A 21,113-nucleotide genomic window follows, 5' to 3' on the forward strand; every position below is an offset into this window, starting at 1 on the left:
AGGCCGGATAGGCTCTCGGCTCGATGGACACCGACGCACAGCTTTCGGAGCGCGACCGCTCTCCTGAACCCGACGAGGGGCAGGAGCAGGGGTCGCGCTCCGCGCGTTCTCCCCGCTCCTCCTCACGGGCGGCCTGGCAGTGGCTCACGGGCGGCGGAGCGCTGCGTAAAACGGCCCTGTTGCTGGTCACCTGCATCGTCATACTGCTGGTCGTCAGCGGCTTCGTGGTGCAGCCCTTCCTGATCCCCAGCGGCTCCATGGAGAACACCCTCCAGGTGGGGGACCGGGTGCTGGTCAACAAACTCGCGTACAGCTTCGGGGACAAGCCGCGCCGCGGCGACGTTGTGGTCTTCGACGGAACGGACTCCTTCCTTCAGGACGCGCCGTCCGAGAACGCGGTGGCGGGCCTGGTGCGCCGCGTGGGCTCGGCGGTCGGGCTGATGGAGCCCGCCGGTACCGACTACATCAAGCGGGTCGTGGGCCTCGGCGGGGACCATGTCACCTGCTGCGACAAGCAGGGGAGGCTGATGGTGAACGGTCGGCCGATCACCGAGGAGTACGTGTACCCGGGGGACGTGCCGTCGCGAGTGCCGTTCGACGTCGTGGTGCCCGATGGAAAACTGTGGGTCATGGGCGACCACCGCGGCGACTCCCGTGACTCGCGCGACCACCTCGGGGAGCCCGGCGGCGGCACCGTGCCGGTCGACCGGGTGATCGGACGGGCGGACTGGATCGGCTGGCCCTTCGGCCGGATGACGTCGCTGAAGCGGCCAGGCGGCTTCGCGGGCGTACCGGAGCCCGGCGGCGCGCATGGGTAGCCGGGGCCGGCAGCAGGAGCACGCGCAGCAGGACGGCGAGATACCCCGCCCGACGACGGCCGGCGGCCGGGCCGAGCGGCGGAAGACTGCGCGGCGCGTCAAGCGGCGGCGGCGCCGGTCCGCGGTCAAGGAAGTGCCGATCCTGATCGGCGTGGCGCTGCTGATCGCCGTGGTGCTGAAGACCTTCCTCGTCCAGGCCTTCGTGATCCCGACCGGCTCGATGGAGCAGACGATCCGGGTCGGTGACCGGGTGCTGGTGGACAAATTGACGCCCTGGTTCGGGTCCGAACCGCACCGCGGTGACGTGGTGGTCTTCAAGGATCCGGGGAGCTGGCTCCGCGACGAGCCGAAGCCGAAGCCCGACCCGGTCGGCGTCAAGCAGGTCAAGGAGGGGCTGGCGGCGATCGGGCTGCTGCCCTCCGCGGACGAGCAGGATCTGATCAAGCGAGTCATCGGCGTCGGCGGCGATACGGTCAAGTGCTGCGACAAGAACGGCAAAATCACCGTCAACGGAACGCCGCTCGACGAGCCGTATCTGCACCCCGGCAACCCGCCCTCGAAGATCGAATTCTCCGTGAAGGTGCCCGCGGGCCGGTACTTCATGATGGGCGACCACCGCTCCGACTCGGGGGACTCCCGCTACCACTTGCAGGACGCTCACCAGGGCACTATTTCCCAGGACAAGGTCGTGGGGCGGGCCGTGGTCATCGCGTGGCCGTTCTCGCACTGGCGGGGGCTCACGGAGTCGGACACGTTCGCATCGGTGAAAGACGCGCGGGGTGAGGCGACACGGGCCAGGGGTTCGCCGAATAGTCTGTCCCCGGATCGGCAAGGAATGATCCAGCTCCCGACCCCTGCGGAACTCCCGCTCGTTATGGGAGTTGTGGGCCTACGTCGGTCGTGGGTCTGGCGGCAGCGCGGAGTGAGGAGTGGATGTGGGGGATTTGGCGGTCGGCGCACGATCCGGTCACGAAGAGCCCGAAAGGCGGCCCGATGGGACTGAGGGGGCTCCAGAGACCGGTGTGCCGGAAGCGGCAGGACCCCCGGAGCCACCGGAGGACTCCTCGGAACGAGGAAGCCACGGCGTGAAGCAGAAGAAGCAGCGTTCCTTCTGGAAAGAACTCCCGATCCTGATCGGCATCGCGCTGGTGCTCGCTCTGCTGATCAAGACCTTTCTGGTGCAGGCGTTCTCGATCCCGTCGGCCTCGATGCAGAACACTCTGCTGGAGGGCGACCGGGTGCTGGTGGACAAGCTGACGCCGTGGTTCGGATCGGAGCCCGAGCGGGGCGAGGTGGTCGTCTTCCACGATCCCGGGCACTGGCTCGACGATGAGCCCACCCCGCAGACCAACGTGATCCAGGATGCTCTCAGCTTCATCGGGCTGATGCCCTCGTCCCAGGAGAAGGACCTGATCAAGCGGGTCATCGCGGTCGGCGGGGACACCGTCGAGTGCCAGAACACCGGCCCCGTCAAGGTCAACGGCAAGGCGCTCGACGAGCCGTACATCTTCCCCGGCAACACCCCTTGCGGCGACAAGCCGTTCGGCCCGATCAAGATCCCCAAGGGGAAGATCTGGGTCATGGGCGACCACCGCCAGAACTCGCTGGACTCGCGCTACCACCAGGACCTGCCCGGCGGCGGCACGGTCCCGGTCAGCAAGGTCGTCGGGCGGGCCATCGTCGTCGCCTGGCCGATCAACCGCTGGACCACGCTGTCCGTCCCCGACACCTTCGACCAGCCGGGTCTGAGCGCGGCGGGCGCCGTGGCGCCGCCGGTCGCGGGGCTCGCGGGCGCGGTGCCGCTCGTGCTGTGGCGCCGGCGCCGACTGATCAGCAAGGCCTCGCGAGTGGGCTGACCCAGCTCCGTACCGCCGGGTAGTGTGCGATTCCGTGCCTGAGGGCGCGGGATTCGACTTCTACGCGGGGCGGGAGCACAGGGATGAGCGGAGCTGTACGTACGGACGACGGCCACGGCCGCGCGGGCAGGGTGCTGTCCGGGCTGGCCGTGGCCGTCGGCTGTGTGCTCTTCCTGGGCGGATTCGTCTGGGGCGCCGTGCTCTACCAGCCCTACAACGTGCCCACCGACTCGATGGCGCCCACCATCGGGCGGGGTGACCGGGTGCTCGCGGAGCGGATAGACGGCGCCGCGGTGCGCCGCGGCGATGTCGTCGTCTTCGAGGACAAGGTGTGGGCCAAGGTGCCGATGGTCAAGCGGGTCGTGGCGGTCGGCGGCGACAAGGTCGCCTGCTGTGACCGCGCTGGCCGGCTGACCGTCAACGGCGACCCCGTCGAGGAGCCGTATCTGGCGGACAAGGGCCCGGCCTCGCCGACCGCCTTCTCCTCCGTGGTCCCCAAGGGGCAGCTCTTCCTGCTGGGCGACCACCGCATGAGCTCGCTCGACTCGCGGGTGCACCTGACCGACAGCGACCACGGGTCCGTACCGCGCGGCGCGGTGAAGGCGCGGGTGGACGCCACGGCCTGGCCGATGAGGAGCCTCGGCATGATGACGCGGCCGGCGGCCTTCGAGGCGATGCCCGGCGGAACCTCGCAGCCGGGGCCGCTGCGGTTGGTGGTGGTCTCGGTGGCCGCGGGCGCGGTGCTGATCCTGGGCGGGGCCGCGTACGGGCCGATCGCGCGCCGGGTGGGGCGGCGGGGCCGGGGTGGGGCGGCTGCTGTGGAGGGGGGTGCGGCTCGTGTCTGAGGAGCGGATGTCCGCCGGGTCCGAGGGGTCGGTGTCTGAGGAGAGCGTGGCCGAGGGGCCCGTGTCCGAGGGGCTTGCGGCTGAGGGGCGGCGGAGGGCGGCGCGGGTGGTGCTGCTCGATGGGCGGGACCGCGTGCTCCTGATGCATGGCTTCGAGCCGGACGACCCGTCCATGACCTGGTGGTGCACGCCGGGCGGCGGGCTGGAGGGCGACGAGGCGTGGGAGCAGGCGGCGTGCCGGGAGCTGCTGGAGGAGACCGGGATCACAGACATCGAGCTGGGGCCGGTGCTCTGGCAGCGGCACTGCTCGTTCGTCTTCGACGGGCGGCGCTGGGAGCAGGAGGAGTGGTACTACCTGGCCCGGACCGAGCAGGAGGCGAGCTGGACGGGCGGGGCGACGGATCTGGAGCGGCGCAGCGTGACCGGGTTGCGGTGGTGGACCTGCGAGGAACTTCTCGCGACGCGTGAGACTGTGTATCCGACCAGACTCGCCGAGTTGGTGCTTACGCTGCTCGACGAGGGGCCCCCGAGTACGCCGGTGCTCCTGGAGACTGAGCGCGCCTGACGCACAATGGGGGGACGCACGGCTGAAGGGGAACACGCCATGAGCGCCGAGGACCTCGAAAAGTACGAGACCGAGATGGAGCTGAAGCTCTACCGGGAGTACCGCGATGTCGTCGGCCTGTTCAAATACGTGATCGAGACCGAGCGGCGTTTCTATCTCACCAACGACTACGAGATGCAGGTGCACTCGGTGCAGGGTGAGGTGTTCTTCGAGGTCTCGATGGCCGATGCCTGGGTCTGGGACATGTACCGACCGGCTCGGTTCGTCAAGCAGGTGCGAGTGCTGACGTTCAAGGACGTGAATATCGAGGAGCTCAACAAGAGCGACCTCGACCTTCCGAGTGGCTGAGTTGTCCACAACCCGGCGGTAACCGTCAGAGTTATCCACCAAGATCCAATAGATCTGGCGGGGGGCGTCACAGTCGGTGTCGGAGGTGGTGCCGATGCTGCTGCACCCCGGGGAGCGACCGACCGCAGCCCCACGACAGGCGCGACAAACGCGAGATCCACAGCCCGCGCAGCCTCAACCCGCACAGCCTCAACCCGCGCAGCCACGGCCCGCGCAGTCGCAGCAACCGCGACGGCCACGGCCGGCACGCTCGGTCTGCCGGTCGCAACAACCCCGACAGCCGTTGGAACCACCGCTGCCCGGACAGGCGCAACCGGCGGGGCAGTCACGACGGGCGCGGCGAGACGGCTCGTCAGGTGGTGGTGTGTCCCGAAAAGGGGCGCCAGTTGGGGGCGTGCACGCCGGTGTGGGCCTGGGTGAGAGCGCCGGGCGTGATCCGGCGCAAGTACGGCGCCGCGCGCTGGGGCGGTACGGGGAGGACCTCGCGGCGCGGCAGCTGACCGAGGCCGGGATGGCCGTCCTGGAGCGGAATTGGCGGTGTCGCGACGGGGAGATCGACATCGTCGCGCTCGACGGCGACGCGCTCGTGATCTGCGAGGTCAAGACCCGGCGGGCGGGCCCGTACGAACACCCCATGGCCGCCGTCGCTCCCGCCAAGGCCGCGCGGCTGCGGCGGCTCGCCGAACGCTGGCTCGACCGGAACGGCGGTCCTCCGCCCGGCGGCGTGCGAATCGACCTGATCGGCGTGCTGTTGCCGCACCGGGGCGCTCCGATCGTCGAGCACGCCAAGGGGGTGGCCTGATGGGCTTCGCCCGTACGTGCTCCGTGGCGCTCGTCGGCGTCGAAGGAGTCGTCGTAGAGGTCCAGGCCGACTTGGAACCCGGCCTCGCGGCCTTCGCCCTGGTCGGGCTCCCCGACAAGAGTCTCGTGGAGAGCCGCGACAGGGTCAGGGCGGCGGTCGTGAACTCGGGCGCCGAGTGGCCGCAGAAGAAGCTGACGGTGGGTCTCAGCCCGGCGTCCGTGCCCAAGGGGGGCAGCGGTTTCGATGTAGCGGTCGCCTGCGCGGTACTCGGGGCCGCGGAGCGGATCGACCCGAGGCAGATCGCGGATCTGATGATGATCGGCGAGCTCGGGCTCGACGGCCGGGTCCGTCCGGTGCGCGGCGTCCTGCCCGCGGTACTGGCGGCGGCCGACGCCGGCTACCGGCAGGTCGTCGTACCCGAGCGCACCGTCGCCGAGGCGTCACTGGTGCCGGGCGTCTCCGTGCTGGGTGTACGGACGCTGCGCCAGCTCATCGCGGTGCTCAGCGACGAACCGGTGCCCGACGAGGAGGAATCGCCCACCGACGGGCGGCCGGATCCAATGCTCGCCGGGCTGGCGTTGCCCGGGGCCGGCATGGGTACCGGCTCGCTCGTCGCCGAGCGGATTCCCGATCTCGCGGACGTCGCCGGACAGGCCAAGGCCCGCGAGGCATTGGAGGTAGTGGCGGCCGGGCGGCACCACATCTTCTTCAAGGGCCCGCCGGGAGCGGGCAAGACCATGCTGGCGGAGCGATTGACCGGACTGCTGCCGCCACTGACACCGCAGGAGTCACTGGAAGTCACCGCCGTGCACTCGGTGGCCGGAGCGCTCCCCGCCGGCCAGCCTTTGATCGAACGTGCGCCGTACTGCGCTCCGCACCACTCGGCTTCCATGCCTTCTCTGGTCGGAGGCGGCAGTGGGCTGCCACGGCCGGGAGCCGTTTCGCTGGCTCACAACGGCGTACTTTTTTTGGATGAGGCTCCTGAATTCAGCGGCCGGGTCCTCGACGCTCTGCGGCAGCCCCTGGAGTCGGGGCATGTGATCGTCGCGCGCTCCGGTGGAGTGATGAGGCTGCCAGCCAAATTTCTGCTCGCTCTGGCGGCGAATCCCTGCCCGTGCGGGCGGCACGGGCTCTCCGGGGCGGGCTGCGAGTGCCCGCCCCAGGTGGTCAAGCGCTATCGGGCCCGGCTGTCCGGACCGCTGCTGGACCGTATCGACGTGACGGTGACGGTCGAACCGGTGACCCGGTCCGAACTGGTCGGCCTCGACGGGGAGACGGAGACGACCGCGGATGTCGCGGCGCGGGTACTGGCCGCCCGCGACCGGGCCGCGGCCCGGTACGCCGACACCCCCTGGCGCACCAACAGCGAGGTGCCCGGCCATGAACTGCGCACTCGCTGGCAGGTCGAACCGGGGGCGCTGAGCGACGTGGAACGGGACATGGAGCGCGGGCTCCTCACCGCGCGCGGCCTGGACCGGGTGCTGCGCGTCGCCTGGACGGTCGCGGACCTCGCCGGGCACGACCGGCCGCTGGCAGCGGATGTGGGACGGGCGCTGGAACTGCGTACGGGCATCGCCCGCGGCACTGTGATGGCGGGGAGCCTGCCATGAGCGTTCCGGGGCAGGAGCGGCTCGCGCGGGCGGCGCTCACCCGGCTCACCGAACCGGGTGATGAGGTCGTGGGACGGTGGCTGCGGAGACTGGGGGCGGTGCGGCTGGTCGAAGCGCTGACCGGGCGCGCGCAACCGCCGCCCGGAGCGGGGCCCGACCGTATCGAGGGGTGCCGGCGCAGGGCGGCCGCGTGCGACCCGGCAGCGGACCTCGCGGCGGTCGCTCGGCTCGGCGGTCGCTTTCTGTGCCCGGGCGACCTGGAGTGGCCCCGGCAGCTCGACGACCTCGGGGACGCCGTGCCCGTCGGCCTCTGGGTGCGCGGCGACGCCGACCTGCGACTCTGGGCGCTGCGCTCCGTGGCCGTCGTCGGCGCCCGGGCCTGTACGGACTACGGTTCGCGCATAGCGGCGCTGCTCGGTGCGGGGCTTGCCGAGCGCGGTTGGGTGGTGGTGTCGGGCGCGGCGTTCGGCGTCGACGGGGCGGCGCACCGGGGAGCGCTCGCCGCGGGCGGAGCGACGGTCGCCGTGCTGGCCTGCGGAGTGGATGTGCCGTATCCGCGAGGGCATGCCGAGTTGATCCAGCGGATAGCGGAACAGGGGCTCATCGTCGCCGAGTTGCCGCCCGGCGGACATCCCACACGCAGCCGCTTCGTGCTGCGCAACCGTGTCATCGCGGCCCTCACCCGGGGCACGGTCGTGGTGGAGGCCGAGTACCGCAGCGGCTCCCTGGTCACGGCGCGGCGGGCGCAGCGGCTCGGGCGGTCGACGATGGGCGTGCCGGGGCCGGTGACCTCGGGGCTGTCCGCCGGGGTCCATGAACTCCTGCGAGGGGAGGCGGTGCTGGTGAGCGACGCCGACGAAGTGATCGAGCTGGTGGGGAGCATAGGAGACCTGGCACCCGTCCGGGAGGGGCCGGTGGTGGCGAGGGACCTGCTGGAGGCCGCGGCGGCGCGGGTGCTGGACGCCCTTCCCGGGAGCGGCGGAGCGTCCTGGGACCGTCTGGCGCGGGATACCGGCCTGAGCCGGGACCAGGTGCTGGGCAGGCTCTATGAGCTGCGGGCTCTCGGCTTTGTCGAACGCACCGGCGAAAGCTGGCAGTTGACCGGGGAGGCGCGGGGCGCGGAGGTCGCCGGGCGACGCGCGGGCGCGCGGCGGGGCGGTCCTTGACCTGGGGCGCTTCGGTGGAAGGCTATGGACGATGACCGCAAAAGCGCGCGATGCGTCCCCGTCGCGGTTGCCGTTCGACCCGGCGGCCGTCATCCCGGAGTGCGGGCAGCGGAACGTATCTGCGCACCACCGAACCCACCCTCTTCGCGCACTGCGACGCTTCAGTCACGCTACGCTCACAAGAATTCCGGCTCCTATGGAGTACTCCACCCACGTCACGGCAGAACGGCTCAAGGCGAAGAATGCCCCAGCACACCTCGGGTTCTGACCGCGCGGCAGCGCCGCCCGCCGCCCGCGGCACGGTGCGCCCTCCCGCGCCCTCGACGCTCGACGAGCTGTGGCGCTCCTACAAAGCGACGGGCGACGAGCGGCTGCGGGAGCAGCTGATCCTGCACTACTCGCCGCTGGTGAAATATGTGGCGGGACGGGTGAGCGTGGGGCTGCCGCCCAATGTCGAGCAGGCCGACTTCGTCTCCTCCGGTGTCTTCGGGCTCATCGACGCCATCGAGAAGTTCGAACCCGAGCGGGCCATCAAGTTCGAGACGTACGCCATCACCCGGATCCGGGGAGCGATGATCGACGAACTGCGCGCTCTGGACTGGATCCCGAGATCGGTCCGGCAGAAGGCGCGGGCGGTCGAGCGCGCGTACGCCACGCTGGAGGCGGCCCTGCACCGCACGCCCTCGGAGGCGGAAGTGGCGACGGAGATGGACATCGGGCTGGAGGAACTGCACGGCGTCTTCAGCCAGTTGTCGCTGGCCAACGTGGTGGCTCTGGAGGAACTGCTGCACGTCGGCGGCGAGAGCGGCGACCGGCTGAGCCTGATGGACACGCTTGAGGACACCGCCGCGGACAACCCGGTCGAGATCGCCGAGGACAGGGAGTTGCGGCGACTGCTGGCGCGCGCCATCAACACGCTTCCGGACCGGGAGAAAACCGTGGTCACCCTCTACTACTACGAGGGGCTCACGCTCGCCGAGATCGGCAACGTCCTCGGCGTTACGGAGAGCCGGGTCAGCCAGATCCACACCAAGTCCGTGCTCCAGTTGCGGGCCAAACTGGCCGATGTCGGACGCTGAATCGTCCCACCAGCGTCGTCCTTCGTGCGGAGCATCCGTAGAGTGGAAGTGTGCCAAGGATTCGAGCGGCCTCAGTGGCCGAGCACCGGACGATGCAGCGCGGCGCCCTGTTGGACGCCGCCCGCACCCTGCTGTCCGAAGGCGGCACGGAGGCGCTGACCTTCCCCGCCCTCGCCGAGCGGACCGGGCTCGCGCGGTCCTCCGTCTATGAATACTTCCGCTCTCGGGCGGCTGTCGTCGAAGAGTTGTGCGCCGTCGACTTCCCCGTCTGGGCGGCGGAGGTCGAGTCGGCCATGGAGCGGGTCGACACGCCGGAGGCGAAGATCGAGGCGTACGTGCGGCGGCAGCTCGCGCTCGTCGGCGACCGCCGGCACCGGGCCGTGGTCGCCATCTCGGCGGGCGAGCTGGACGCCGGGGCGCGCGAGAAGATCCGCGCCGCGCACGGTGGGCTGATCGCCATGGTCGTCGAGGCGCTCGGCGGTCTCGGGCATGAGCAGCCACGGCTGGCGGCGATGCTGCTCCAGGGCGTGGTCGACGCCGCCGTGCGCCGCATCGAGCTCGGCGCGGCCGAGGATCCGGACCACATCACGGAGGCGGCCGTCGCCATGGCCCTGCGGGGCGTACGGGGCTGACCCCCTTCAGGCCGCCCTCGTGGGGTGGCCGACTGTCCCGCGCCGTTTCCCTCGCGGACCGGACGTCGGCGTCAGGCGTTCTCGTGGTGCGGGCGCTCTCGCCTGCTGGTCCTGCGCGCGCCTGCTGTCCGAGCCAGTCGCGCCGTGCGTCCGGCGTCCGTGACAGCCGCCTCGTGCGCCTTCCAGTGTCACCCGTCCACGCCGCTCACCTTCGTATGCTTCCGCCCTGTACGTCGGCCGCCCGGCGTGCGCCGGGTGCGTTGGGCGGTGCGCAACGCGCGGCGCGCCCACACTGTCGCTGCCGCCAAGGCGGCGGCTGCGGCCACGTGTCCCGGGGACGTGTCGTCGCCCCAGGCGGCCGGTAGCAGTCGCCGTGACGCGTGCGTCAGCAGGGTGCCTCCCGGTGCGGGGAGGAGAGCGGGAGGAGCCGGCATCGGGGAGTCCATGGGGATGCCGAAGACTGGGAGTAGTCGCGAGTGGCCGCTGCCCAGCATTTCGGGCGGCAGCAGTGACAGCGGGTCGAGGTAGCGGTGGCCGCGCAGCAGACCCCAGTGCAGGCAGGGTGCCGCGCAGTGGGATGAGCCGGGCACCAAGACGCCCACCGGCTGCCCCGCTGTCACTCGGTCGCCCGCGCGCGCCGTCGCGCGCACCGGCTCGTACGTGGTGCGCAGAGGGGGACTGCCCGTCCCGGACAGCTCGATCGACAGCACTCCGCGGCCCGCGACCTTCCCCGCGAAGGACACCGTGCCGCCCCCGGCCGCGCGTACCGCCTGACCGGAGTGGGCGGCGAGGTCCACCCCGCGATGCCCTGCGGCCCACGGCGCGGGGGGCGGCTCCCATGCCCGTACGACTACGGGGCGGCCCGAGGCGCCTGCCCCGGCTACCGGCCAGGCGCGGGCGGTCTCGTCGGCGGGGGTTCTCCGCCCGTCGGCGCTGGGGGCGGCCGCCGCGTTAGCGGCCGGGGTGCGCATGCTCAGTGCGTACGTGTCCGTCGTACACATGACCATGAGGGCGTAGAGCAGGACCGTGCCCGCGGTTGTCGTCAGTCGGCGCATGGCAGAACCGTGGCGCAGAGCGCCTTCGCGCGGGGATCATGGACCGGATCTGTGGACTACTGGTGGGTTGTGGACAACGGCGTCACCCGTCGGTGCGGCGGTCCCGTACACTTCTTGTGGCGATCCGGGTCACCGGATCGACTTCGCACGCCCCGCCACCGGCGCGTCAGGCCCTCTCGGGCAGCCCGGTGGCCGTGTCCCTCGGTCCGCGGAACGGTTCCTCGCAAAGGCACCGGCCACGGCGGGCGCGACGGGGCGTCAGGCGCGACGGCCGCCCGGCCGGCGCGGGAACCGAGCACATAGGAGTACGGCCATGGCCGTCGTCACGATGCGGGAGCTGCTGGAGAGCGGCGTCCACTTCGGTCACCAGACCCGCCGTTGGAACCCGAAGATGAAGCGCTTCATCTTCACCGAGCGCAACGGCATCTACATCATCGACCTGCTCCAGTCGCTGTCGTACATCGACCGCGCCTACGAGTTCGTCAAGGAGACCGTCGCGCACGGCGGCTCCATCATGTTCGTCGGCACCAAGAAGCAGGCGCAGGAGGCGATCGCCGAGCAGGCGACCCGCGTCGGCATGCCCTACGTCAACCAGCGCTGGCTGGGCGGCATGCTCACCAACTTCTCCACGGTCTACAAGCGCCTCCAGCGCCTCAAGGAGCTTGAGCTCATCGACTTCGAGGATGTGGCCGCCTCCGGCCTCACCAAGAAGGAGCTCCTGGTCCTCTCCCGCGAGAAGGCCAAGCTGGAGAAGACCCTCGGCGGCATCCGCGAGATGCAGAAGGTGCCCAGCGCCGTCTGGATCGTGGACACCAAGAAGGAGCACATCGCCGTCGGCGAGGCGCGCAAGCTCCGGATCCCGGTCGTCGCGATCCTCGACACCAACTGCGACCCCGACGAGGTCGACTACAAGATCCCCGGCAACGATGACGCGATCCGCTCCGTCACCCTGCTCACCCGCGTGATCGCCGACGCCGTCGCCGAGGGCCTCATCGCCCGCTCCGGCGCCGCCTCCGGTGACGCCAAGGGCGAGAAGGCCGTCGGTGAGCCGCTTGCCGAGTGGGAGCGCGACCTGCTCGAAACCAAGAAGACCGAGGAAGAGGCCGCTCCCGCCGCCGAGGCCGAGAAGCCGGCCGAGGCCGCTGCCGACGCTCCGGCCGCTGCCGAAGCCCCGGCTGCCGCTGACGCCCCGGCCGTCGCCGAGGCCCCGGCCGAGGAGGCCACCGAGGCCAAGGCCGCGGACGCCGAGCAGGCCTGACCTCACACGTCACGGCTGATGACGGAGGGGGACGGTGCCGCGTGCACCGTCCCCGCCGTTCACCCGTAGTCACATCGACTTTCGAGAAGAGATTCACAGACCATGGCGAACACCACCGCCGCTGACGTCAAGAAGCTCCGCGAGCTCACCGGCGCCGGCATGATGGACTGCAAGAAGGCGCTGGACGAGGCCGAGGGCAGCGTCGACAAGGCCGTCGAGATCCTGCGCGTCAAGGGCCAGAAGGGCGTCGCCAAGCGCGAGAGCCGCAGCGCCGAGAACGGTGCCGTCGTCTCCCTGATCGCCGACGACAAGTCCTCCGGCGTGCTGCTGGAGCTCAAGTGCGAGACGGACTTCGTCGCGAAGGGCGACAAGTTCGTCGCCGTCGCCGACGCTCTCGCCGCGCACGTCGCCAAGACCTCCCCGGCCGACATCGAGGCGCTGCGCGCCTCCGAGATCGAGCCCGGCAAGACCGTGCAGGCCTACGTGGACGAGGCCAACGCCACCCTCGGCGAGAAGATCGTCCTCGACCGCTTCGCGCAGTACTCCGACGGCTACGTGGCCGCGTACATGCACCGCACCAGCCCGGACCTGCCCCCGCAGGTCGGCGTCCTGGTCGAGCTGGACAAGGGCACCGCCTCCGACGAGGCCGCCGCCGCGACCGCCAAGGACGTGGCGCAGCACATCGCCGCGTTCGCGCCGAAGTTCCTCACCCGTGAGGACATCCCGGCCGAGACGGTCGAGAACGAGCGTCGCGTCGCCGAGGCCACCGCCCGCGAGGAGGGCAAGCCCGAGGCCGCCCTGGAGCGCATCGTCGAGGGTCGCGTCACCGGCTTCTTCAAGGAGAGCGTGCTGCTGGACCAGCCGTTCGCCAAGGACAACAAGAAGACCGTCCAGAAGATCCTGGACGAGGCCGGCGTCACGCTCAAGCACTTCGCCCGCTTCCGCGTCGGCGTCTGAGCCTGACGAAGTCAGCGAATGACCTACGACCCGCTAGGGTCGTACGCAGCCGACCGTCCACCGGCCGGCCGCAGATGTGACGAGGAGGCCATTGCCGCAGAGGGAACCGAAAGGGACCACCGGCAATGGCCTTCTTCGTATGTGCACGAGGAGATCTCCAATGAATCAGGGCGCGGACGCCACGCAGGCTGCCGACGACAAGGGCACCGGCGGCGGCACACACCGTCGGTTCATGCTGAAGCTGTCCGGTGAGGCATTCGCCGGCGGCGGGGGACTGGGCGTCGACCCGGACGTCGTGCACAAGATCGCCAGAGAGATCGCGGCGGTCGTCCGGGACGGTGCGGAGATCGCCGTCGTCATCGGCGGCGGCAACTTCTTCCGCGGCGCCGAGCTTCAGCAGCGCGGCATGGACCGGGCCCGGTCCGACTACATGGGCATGCTCGGCACGGTCATGAACTGCCTGGCCCTCCAGGACTTCCTGGAGAAGGAGGGCATCGACTCCCGCGTGCAGACCGCCATCACCATGGGCCAGGTCGCGGAGCCGTACATTCCGCTGCGCGCGGTGCGGCACTTGGAGAAGGGCCGCGTCGTCATCTTCGGCGCCGGCATGGGGATGCCGTACTTCTCGACCGACACCACCGCCGCCCAGCGCGCGCTGGAGATCGACGCCGAGTGCCTGCTGATGGGCAAGAACGGCGTGGACGGGGTCTACGACTCCGACCCGAAGAAGAACCCGGACGCGGTGAAGTTCGACGCCCTGGAGTACGGCGAGGTCATCACCCGCGGGCTCAAGGTCGCCGACGCCACGGCCATCACCCTGTGCATGGACAACCAGCTCCCGATCCTCGTCTTCGAGCTGCTCGCTGAGGGCAACATCGCGCGCGCCGTGAAGGGTGAGAAGATCGGCACGCTCGTGAGCGACCGGGGTACCCGGGCCTGACGGCTCGTACGGCCGTACGGGCGGCACGGGGCCCCATCCGGGACCGTGCGGCCACGACGGCAACCCACGCCGCGGGAGATGCGCGGCACGGGGATGGACAACGGCCTGCCGGTCGGACACCGTGCAGGAGAAGACGCGCGCAGGGGCGAGGCTCTGCTTACTGATAACACCAGGAGCAAGTGGTGATCGAAGAGATCCTCCTCGAGGCCGAGGAGAAGATGGAGAAGGCCGTCGTGGTCGCCAAGGAGGACTTCGCGGCGATCCGTACGGGGCGTGCGCACCCGGCGATGTTCAACAAGATCGTGGCGGACTACTACGGTGCGCTGACCCCGATCAACCAGCTGGCGTCGTTCTCGGTGCCGGAGCCGCGGATGGCCGTGGTGACCCCGTTCGACAAGACGGCGCTGCGCAACATCGAGCAGGCGATCCGCGACTCGGATCTGGGCGTCAACCCGAGCAACGACGGCAGCATCATCCGGGTGACGTTCCCGGAGCTGACCGAGGACCGGCGCCGCCAGTACATCAAGGTCGCCAAGGGCAAGGCCGAGGACTCGAAGGTCTCGATCCGCTCGGTCCGCCGCAAGGCCAAGGAGACCCTCGACAAGCTCGTCAAGGACAAGGAGTCCGGCGAGGACGAGGTGCGCCGCGCGGAGAAGGAGCTCGACGACACCACTGCGAAGTACGTCACGCAGGTGGACGAGTTGCTCAAGCACAAGGAAGCCGAGCTGCTCGAGGTCTGATGAACGACTCTTCCTGGGGGGCCCCGCCGAGCGCCGGATACCGCGGGCCGACCGACCGGGGGCCGGCCCGTCCGGCAGGTCCCGTGCACGACATGGGCGACGCGGCGCAGACTCGGCCCATGCCCATCGTGCCCGACGCAGGCGGAGATCAGGACGACCGTGAGAAGGGGGCCGCTTACCTCGGCGGCCCCCTCTTCCGCGATGAACAGTTCCGTGAGGAACGGTTCCGTGACGACCAGTTCCGTGGTGAGCAGTTCCACGGGGAGCAGGAGCCCGCTGCGGTGCCCGAGCCCGTTCCCGCGGCGCCGGAGCCGGCCGCCGCGCCTGTGAAGAAGAGCGCGGGCCGTGACCTGCGGGCGGCCATAGGGGTGGGCCTGGGGCTGGGCGGGATCATCATCGCCTCCCTGTTCATCTACAAGCCCGTCTTCCTCGGCGTGATAGCGGTCGCCGTGGTCGTCGGGCTGTGGGAGCTGACCTCGCGCCTGTCGGAGAAGAAGGCGATCAAGGCGCCGCTGGTGCCGCTCGCGGTCGGCGGCGCCGCCATGGTCGTCGCGGGCTATCTGGACGGCCCGGAGGGCGCGTGGGTGGCCATGGCCTTCACCGCGCTCGCCGTGCTCGTGTGGCGGATGACGGAACCGCCCGAGGACTATCTGCGGGATGTCACGGCGGGCATCTTCGCGGCGTTCTACGTGCCCTTCCTCGCCACGTTCGTGGCGCTGATGCTCGCCGCCGGCGACGGCGCGTGGCGGGTGCTCACCTTCCTCGTGCTGACGGTCGTCAGCGACACCGGCGCGTACGCGGTGGGCTGGAAGTTCGGCAAGAACAAGCTCGCGCCGCGGATCAGCCCCGGCAAGACGCGCGAGGGCCTCGTCGGCGCGGTCGCCTTCGCGATGGTGGCGGGCGCGCTGTGCATGCAGTACCTGATCGACGACGGGACCTGGTGGCACGGGCTGCTGCTCGGCTGCGCGGTCGCGGCCAGCGCCACGCTCGGCGACCTGGGCGAGTCCATGATCAAGCGGGACCTCGGCATCAAGGACATGGGCACGCTGCTGCCGGGGCACGGCGGGATCATGGACCGGCTGGACTCCCTGCTGCCCACCGCGCCGGTGGTGTGGCTGCTTATGGTGATCTTCGTCGGCAGCGGCTGACCTGCGCTTTTCCCGTCGAGGGGTCCGTTGTCCACAGGGCGGCGGGCCCCTTTCCGGATGTCTGCCACACTGGATGGACCATGCCTAAGCCCGGAGAACTCACTTTCGTCGCGCCGCGCGGAGCCAAGAAGCCGCCGCGGCATCTCGCCGACCTTAGCCCCGCCGAGCGCCGCGAGGCCGTGGCCGCGATCGGCGAGAAGCCGTTCCGTGCCAAGCAGCTGTCGCAGCACTACTTCGCCCGGTACGCCCACGATCCGGCGCAGTGGACCGACATCCCCGCGGCGGCGCGCGAGAGGCTGGCGGCCGAGATGCTGCCGGAGCTGATGAGCGTGTTGCGGCACATCTCGTGCGACGACGACACCACCCGCAAGACGCTCTGGAAGCTGCACGACGGCACGCTCGTCGAGTCCGTGCTGATGCGCTATCCGGACCGGGTCACCATGTGCATCTCGTCGCAGGCGGGCTGCGGAATGAACTGCCCGTTCTGCGCCACCGGCCAGGCCGGGCTGGACCGGAATCTGTCCACCGCCGAGATCGTCCACCAGATCGTCGACGGCATGCGCGCCCTGCGCGACGGGGAGGTGCCCGGCGGTCCGGCCCGGCTCTCCAACATCGTCTTCATGGGGATGGGCGAGCCGCTCGCCAACTACAAGCGCGTCGTGGGTGCGATCCGCCGGCTCACGGACCCCGAGCCGGACGGGCTCGGCCTCTCGCAGCGCGGCATCACCGTCTCCACCGTCGGCCTGGTCCCCGCGATGCTGCGGTTCGCCGACGAGGGCTTCAAGTGCCGCCTCGCGGTCTCGCTGCACGCCCCCGACGACGAGCTGCGCGACACGCTTGTGCCGGTCAACACGCGGTGGAAGGTGCGCGAGGTCCTCGACGCGGCCTGGGAGTACGCGGAGAAGTCCGGCCGCCGCATCTCCATCGAGTACGCGCTGATCCGCGACATCAACGACCAGGCGTGGCGCGGCGATCTGCTCGGGCGGCTGCTCAAGGGCAAGCGCGTGCACGTCAACCTCATTCCGCTCAACCCGACGCCCGGTTCCAAGTGGACCGCGTCGCGTCCGGAGGACGAGAAGGCGTTCGTCGAGGCGATCGCGGCCCACGGCGTGCCCGTGACCGTGCGCGACACGCGGGGCCAGGAGATCGACGGGGCCTGCGGACAATTGGCCGCTTCCGAGCGCTGATATGGTGCTTTCGCACAATTGAACAATCCGACAGGGGAGCGCACAGAGCGCTGAGAGTGCGGCTTGGCCGCAGACCCTCGGACCTGATCCGGGTCATACCGGCGTAGGGAGTCAGCTCACTCATGAACAGCAATGTCCGGCGTGCCATCGGCGCCGCGGTCGTCAGCGCCCTCGGCGTCACCGCGCTCGCCGCCTGCGGGGGATCCGGATCGTCCGAGGCGTCGGACTCCAAGACGGTCACCCTGGTCTCGCACGACTCGTTCAACGCCTCGAAGTCCGTGCTCGCCCAGTTCACCGAGAAGACCGGCTACAAGGTACGGGTCGTCAAGAGCGGCGACGCGGGCGCGGCCGTCAACCAGGCGATCCTCTCGAAGTCGCACCCGCAGGGGGACGTCTTCTTCGGCGTCGACAACACCCTCCTCTCGCGCGCCCTCGACAACGGGCTGTTCTCGCCGTACGAGGCCAAGGGGCTGGACCGGATCCCGCGCGATCTCCAGCTCGACGCGGCGAAGCACCGCGCCACCCCCGTCGACACCGGGGACATCTGCGTCAACTACGACCGCGCGTACTTCAAGGACCACAAACTGGCGCCGCCGCAGTCCTTCGACGATCTGGTCAAGCCGGAGTACAAGAACCTTCTCGTCACCGAGAACGTCGCCACCTCGTCCCCCGGCCTCGCCTTCCAGCTCGGCACCGTCGCCAAGTACGGCGAGGACGGCTGGCAGAAGTACTGGAAGCAGCTCAGGAGCAACGGCGTCGAGGTCGTGGACGGCTGGGAGCAGGCCTACAACCAGCGGTTCTCCGGCTCCGCCGCCGGCAAGAAGGCCAAGGGCGACAAGCCGCTCGTCGTCTCCTACGCCTCCAGCCCGCCCGCCGAGGTGCTGGACGCGAAGCCGCAGCCGAAGGAGGGGCCCACCGGGGTCGCGACCGGCACGTGCTTCCGGCAGATCGAATTCGCGGGGCTGCTGAACGGGGCGAAGAACACCAAGGGCGGCAAGGCGCTCCTCGACTTCCTGGTGGGCAAGGAATTCCAGGAGGACATGCCGCTCCAGATGTTCGTCAAACCGGCGAACCCGGACGCGAAGCTGCCCGAGGTGTTCACGAAGTACGGCGCGAAGATCTCCGCCCCCGAGACCCTGGCCCCGGAGAAGATCGCCAAGAACCGTGAGCAGTGGGTCAAGTCGTGGTCCTCGCTCGTCCTGAAGTAGCGCCCCCGGGGAACGCGCCGGACGGGCCCGATCCCGGCCGCGCGGCGGACCGCAAGGCCGCCGCGCGCGGCGTCGTGTCGCGACTCGCGCTGATGGCGGTGCCCTTCGCGTTCTTCGCCGCCTTCTTCGCCTATCCCGTCGTGGCGATCGTCGCCCGGGGGCTGAAGGACGGCGGGCAGTGGCAGTTCGGCCGGATAGGGGAGGTGCTCGGCGACCCGCAGATCGGCCACGTCCTGTGGTTCACCACCTGGCAGGCCGCCGCGTCCACCGCGCTGACCCTCGCCCTCGCGCTCCCCGGCGCGTACGTCTTCGCCCGCTTCGACTTCCCCGGCAAGCAGCTGCTGCGCGCCGTGGTCACCGTCCCCTTCGTCCTGCCGACCGTCGTCGCGGGCTCGGCGTTCCTGGCGCTGCTGGGCCGCGGCGGGCTGCTCGACGAGCTGTGGGGGGTCCGCCTCGACACCACGGTCTGGGCCATCCTCCTGGCGCACGTCTTCTTCAACTACGCGGTCGTCGTGCGGACCGTCGGCGGCCTGTGGGCGCAGCTCGACCCGCGCCAGGAGGAGGCGGCGCGGGTGCTGGGCGCCGGGCGCTTCGCGGCCTGGCGCAGGGTGACGCTCCCCGCCCTCGCGCCCGCCGTGGCGGCAGCGGCCCTGATGGTCTTCCTCTTCACCTTCACCTCCTTCGGCGTCATCCAGATCCTCGGCGGCCCGCGCTACGCGACGCTGGAGGTGGAGATCTACCAGCAGACCGCGCAGCTCCTGAACCTGCCGACGGCCGCCGTGCTCTCGATCGTCCAGTTGCTGGCGGTGTGCGTGCTGCTCGCCGTGCACGCCCGGACCGTACGCCGCCGGGAGTCGGCGCTCCGGCTGGTCGACGCGGCGCGGACGTCGCGCCGGCCGCGCGGCGCGGGGCAGTGGTCGCTGCTGGCGGGGGTGCTGGCCTGCGTCGCCCTGCTGATCCTGCTGCCGCTGGCCGTGCTGGTGCAGCGCTCCTTCGACGGCCCCGACGGCTACGGCCCGGTCTTCTATCGCGCTCTCGAATCGGCCGCGGACAACGGCGGCACCTTCGTCGTCGCGCCGCTGGAGGCGATCGGCAATTCGCTCTCCTACGGGCTCGCCGCCACCGCCATAGCCGTGGTCATCGGCGGGCTGGCCGCAGCCGCCCTGACGCTCCGGGGCGGAGCGAACGGCGGCGCGAAGGGCGGAGCGAACGGGGGCGCGAACGGGGGCGCGAAGGGCGCGGGCCGGCTCGTACGGGGCTTCGACGCGCTCCTCATGCTGCCGCTCGGCACCTCCGCCGTGACCGTCGGCTTCGGCTTCCTCATCACCCTCGACAAGCCGCCGCTGGACCTGCGGGACTCCTGGATCCTGGTGCCGCTGGCCCAGGCGCTGGTGGGCGTCCCCTTCGTCGTACGGACCATGCTGCCGGTGCTGCGCGCGGTCGACGCCCGGCTGCGGGAGGCCGCCGCGGTGCTCGGGGCGTCCCCGCTGCGGGCCTGGCGGGAAGTGGATCTGCCGCTGGTGGGGAGGGCGCTGGCGGTCGCGGCGGGGTTCGCGTTCGCGGTCTCGCTGGGCGAGTTCGGGGCGACCGTCTTCATCGCCCGGCCGGACAGCCCGACGCTGCCGGTCGCGGTGGCCCGGTTGCTGAGCCGGCCCGGGGAGATGAACTACGGGCAGGCGATGGCCCTCAGCACCATTTTGATGCTGGTGTGCGCGGTGGCGCTGCTGGTACTGGAGCGCATTCGCACCGACCGTTCGGGAGAGTTCTAGATGGCCCTGCTGCGACTGGACGGCGCGAGCGTCCGCTTCGGCGCGAGGACGGCGCTGGACGCGGTGGACCTGGAGGTCGCCGAGCACGAGACGGTGTGCGTCCTCGGCCCGAGCGGCAGCGGAAAATCCACCCTGCTGCGCGTCGTCGCGGGGCTTCAGCGGGCCGACGGCGGGCGGGTGACACTGGAGGGCCGGGACCAGAGCGGCATCCCGACGCACCGCCGCGGTGTGGGGCTGATGTTCCAGGACCACCAGCTCTTCCCGCAGCGCGATGTGGCCGGAAACGTGGCCTTCGGACTGCGGATGCGCGGGGCGGGCCGCGCCGAGCAGGCCCGTACGGTCGCCGAACTCCTCGACCTCGTCGGGCTGCCGGACGCACAGCGCCGCGCGGTCGGCACGCTGTCCGGAGGTGAGCAGCAGCGCGTCGCGCTCGCCCGCGCGCTCGCGCCGCGCCCCCGGCTGCTGATGCTCGACGAGCCCTTCGGCCAGCTCGACCGTGGGCTGCGCGAGCGCCTGGTGATGGAACTGCGCTCCCTCTTCAGAACCTTGGGCACCACGGTCCTCGCCGTCACCCACGACCAGGGCGAGGCGTTCGCGCTCGCCGACCGGGTGGTCGTCATGCGCGACGGGCGTATCGCCCAGAGCGGCACGCCGCTGGAGGTGTGGCAGCGCCCGGCCTCAGAATTCGTGGCCCGGTTCCTCGGCTTCGACAACGTCGTCGAGGCGGGTGTCTCCGGTGAGGCAGCCGAGACGGCCTGGGGCAAGCTCCCGGTGCGCCGAGGCGCGCCCCAGGGCGCGCAGCGGCTGCTCGTACGCCCGGCCGGGGTGCGGCTGACGGGCGTACGGGACGGGCTGCCGTGCACGGTGGAAGCGCGCACCTTCCGCGGGGACCATGTGGCGCTGCTGCTGCGGCCCGAGAACGGGCCGCAGCTGGAGGCGGCGTGCGCCCTGCGCGACGCGCCGGAGGCGGGCGCGCGGGTCGGCGTGGAGTTCGACGCGGACGAAGTGGTGGTGCTCAGCGCCCCGTAGCGCGGCCTCCCGGTAGCGCGGCCTCCTGTGCCGCGGTCTCCCGCGGCTCGGCTCCCTGCGGGCCCAGCAGCCCGGCGCGCCGTAGGCCGACTCCCCTTGGG

Annotated in this window: 21 protein-coding genes and 1 riboswitch; of the genes, 20 read left to right on the top strand and 1 reads right to left on the bottom strand. The window is 70.8% G+C overall.

Annotation, left to right across the window (positions count from 1 at the left end; genetic code table 11):
• The first annotated feature begins 23 nt into the window (after positions 1–23).
• The 11 genes from lepB (AB0I22_RS30210) (at position 24) to AB0I22_RS30260 (ending at position 9,721) form a co-directional block, all read left to right on the top strand.
• Complete coding sequence (gene lepB / locus AB0I22_RS30210) at positions 24–818, top strand: signal peptidase I (RefSeq protein WP_363134123.1); 795 nt, start codon at positions 24–26, stop codon at positions 816–818.
• Entirely contained in the window at positions 811–1,821 is a 1,011-nt protein-coding gene (gene lepB / locus AB0I22_RS30215) for a signal peptidase I (RefSeq protein ID WP_363134124.1), read from the top strand. The genes lepB (AB0I22_RS30210) and lepB (AB0I22_RS30215) overlap by 8 nt, the downstream gene beginning before the upstream one ends.
• Positions 1,763–2,674: a signal peptidase I gene (gene lepB / locus AB0I22_RS30220; RefSeq protein ID WP_363134157.1), complete on the top strand. Its 912-nt coding sequence runs from the start codon at positions 1,763–1,765 to the stop codon at positions 2,672–2,674. The genes lepB (AB0I22_RS30215) and lepB (AB0I22_RS30220) overlap by 59 nt, the downstream gene beginning before the upstream one ends.
• A gap of 83 nt (positions 2,675–2,757) precedes the next feature.
• Positions 2,758–3,519, top strand: a complete 762-nt coding sequence (gene lepB / locus AB0I22_RS30225; RefSeq protein WP_363134125.1) for a signal peptidase I — start codon at positions 2,758–2,760, stop codon at positions 3,517–3,519.
• Positions 3,520–3,526: 7 nt separating this feature from the next.
• Complete coding sequence (locus tag AB0I22_RS30230; protein ID WP_363134158.1) at positions 3,527–4,084, top strand: NUDIX hydrolase; 558 nt, start codon at positions 3,527–3,529, stop codon at positions 4,082–4,084.
• Between the two features lie 39 nt (positions 4,085–4,123).
• Positions 4,124–4,432, top strand: a complete 309-nt coding sequence (locus AB0I22_RS30235; protein ID WP_004944840.1) for a DUF2469 domain-containing protein — start codon at positions 4,124–4,126, stop codon at positions 4,430–4,432.
• A 412-nt stretch (positions 4,433–4,844) separates the two neighbouring features.
• Positions 4,845–5,234 (top strand): YraN family protein, encoded by a 390-nt coding sequence (locus AB0I22_RS30240; RefSeq protein ID WP_363134159.1) that lies wholly within the window; start codon positions 4,845–4,847, stop codon positions 5,232–5,234.
• Complete coding sequence (locus AB0I22_RS30245) at positions 5,234–6,844, top strand: YifB family Mg chelatase-like AAA ATPase (protein WP_363134126.1); 1,611 nt, start codon at positions 5,234–5,236, stop codon at positions 6,842–6,844. The genes AB0I22_RS30240 and AB0I22_RS30245 overlap by 1 nt, the downstream gene beginning before the upstream one ends.
• Positions 6,841–8,010, top strand: coding sequence for a DNA-processing protein DprA (gene dprA, locus AB0I22_RS30250; RefSeq protein ID WP_363134127.1), 1,170 nt, complete (start codon positions 6,841–6,843; stop codon positions 8,008–8,010). Before AB0I22_RS30245 ends, dprA begins: the two co-directional genes overlap by 4 nt.
• A gap of 242 nt (positions 8,011–8,252) precedes the next feature.
• Complete coding sequence (whiG, locus tag AB0I22_RS30255) at positions 8,253–9,089, top strand: RNA polymerase sigma factor WhiG (protein WP_363134128.1); 837 nt, start codon at positions 8,253–8,255, stop codon at positions 9,087–9,089.
• Between the two features lie 92 nt (positions 9,090–9,181).
• The gene (locus AB0I22_RS30260; protein ID WP_363134160.1) at positions 9,182–9,721 is read left to right on the top strand and encodes a helix-turn-helix domain-containing protein; all 540 of its coding nucleotides are present in this window, start codon (positions 9,182–9,184) and stop codon (positions 9,719–9,721) included.
• A 188-nt stretch (positions 9,722–9,909) separates the two neighbouring features.
• Here the strand turns inward: AB0I22_RS30260 and AB0I22_RS30265 are convergent, their stop codons facing one another.
• Entirely contained in the window at positions 9,910–10,776 is an 867-nt protein-coding gene (locus tag AB0I22_RS30265; protein WP_363134129.1) for a M23 family metallopeptidase, read from the bottom strand.
• 313 nt (positions 10,777–11,089) lie between these two features.
• On the opposite strand from AB0I22_RS30265, the gene rpsB reads away from it, so the two are divergent.
• The 9 genes from rpsB to AB0I22_RS30310 all read left to right on the top strand — a co-directional run bounded on the left by rpsB (position 11,090) and on the right by AB0I22_RS30310 (position 21,012).
• Positions 11,090–12,034 (top strand): 30S ribosomal protein S2, encoded by a 945-nt coding sequence (gene rpsB / locus AB0I22_RS30270; RefSeq protein ID WP_363134130.1) that lies wholly within the window; start codon positions 11,090–11,092, stop codon positions 12,032–12,034.
• A 102-nt stretch (positions 12,035–12,136) separates the two neighbouring features.
• A complete protein-coding gene (gene tsf, locus AB0I22_RS30275; RefSeq protein ID WP_363134132.1) occupies positions 12,137–12,991 on the top strand; it encodes a translation elongation factor Ts in 855 nt (284 codons plus the stop codon).
• Between the two features lie 160 nt (positions 12,992–13,151).
• Positions 13,152–13,931 (top strand): UMP kinase, encoded by a 780-nt coding sequence (gene pyrH, locus AB0I22_RS30280; protein ID WP_363134133.1) that lies wholly within the window; start codon positions 13,152–13,154, stop codon positions 13,929–13,931.
• Positions 13,932–14,113: 182 nt separating this feature from the next.
• Complete coding sequence (gene frr, locus AB0I22_RS30285) at positions 14,114–14,671, top strand: ribosome recycling factor (RefSeq protein ID WP_363134134.1); 558 nt, start codon at positions 14,114–14,116, stop codon at positions 14,669–14,671.
• Positions 14,671–15,819: a phosphatidate cytidylyltransferase gene (locus tag AB0I22_RS30290; protein WP_363134135.1), complete on the top strand. Its 1,149-nt coding sequence runs from the start codon at positions 14,671–14,673 to the stop codon at positions 15,817–15,819. Before frr ends, AB0I22_RS30290 begins: the two co-directional genes overlap by 1 nt.
• Before the next feature lie 80 nt (positions 15,820–15,899).
• Positions 15,900–17,006: a 23S rRNA (adenine(2503)-C(2))-methyltransferase RlmN gene (gene rlmN / locus AB0I22_RS30295; RefSeq protein WP_363134136.1), complete on the top strand. Its 1,107-nt coding sequence runs from the start codon at positions 15,900–15,902 to the stop codon at positions 17,004–17,006.
• Between the two features lie 22 nt (positions 17,007–17,028).
• Positions 17,029–17,133: riboswitch (TPP riboswitch) on the top strand.
• Positions 17,129–18,214 carry a thiamine ABC transporter substrate-binding protein gene (locus AB0I22_RS30300; RefSeq protein ID WP_363134137.1) on the top strand — a complete coding sequence of 362 codons (1,086 nt, stop codon included), beginning with the start codon at positions 17,129–17,131 and terminating at the stop codon, positions 18,212–18,214. (Overlaps the previous riboswitch by 5 nt.)
• A 92-nt stretch (positions 18,215–18,306) precedes the next feature.
• The gene (locus AB0I22_RS30305; RefSeq protein ID WP_363134161.1) at positions 18,307–19,983 is read left to right on the top strand and encodes an iron ABC transporter permease; all 1,677 of its coding nucleotides are present in this window, start codon (positions 18,307–18,309) and stop codon (positions 19,981–19,983) included.
• Positions 19,984–21,012, top strand: coding sequence for an ABC transporter ATP-binding protein (locus AB0I22_RS30310; RefSeq protein WP_363134138.1), 1,029 nt, complete (start codon positions 19,984–19,986; stop codon positions 21,010–21,012).
• Positions 21,013–21,113 lie beyond the last annotated feature (101 nt).

This window comes from Streptomyces sp. NPDC050610 (assembly GCF_040654875.1).
GTDB lineage: Bacteria > Actinomycetota > Actinomycetes > Streptomycetales > Streptomycetaceae > Streptomyces.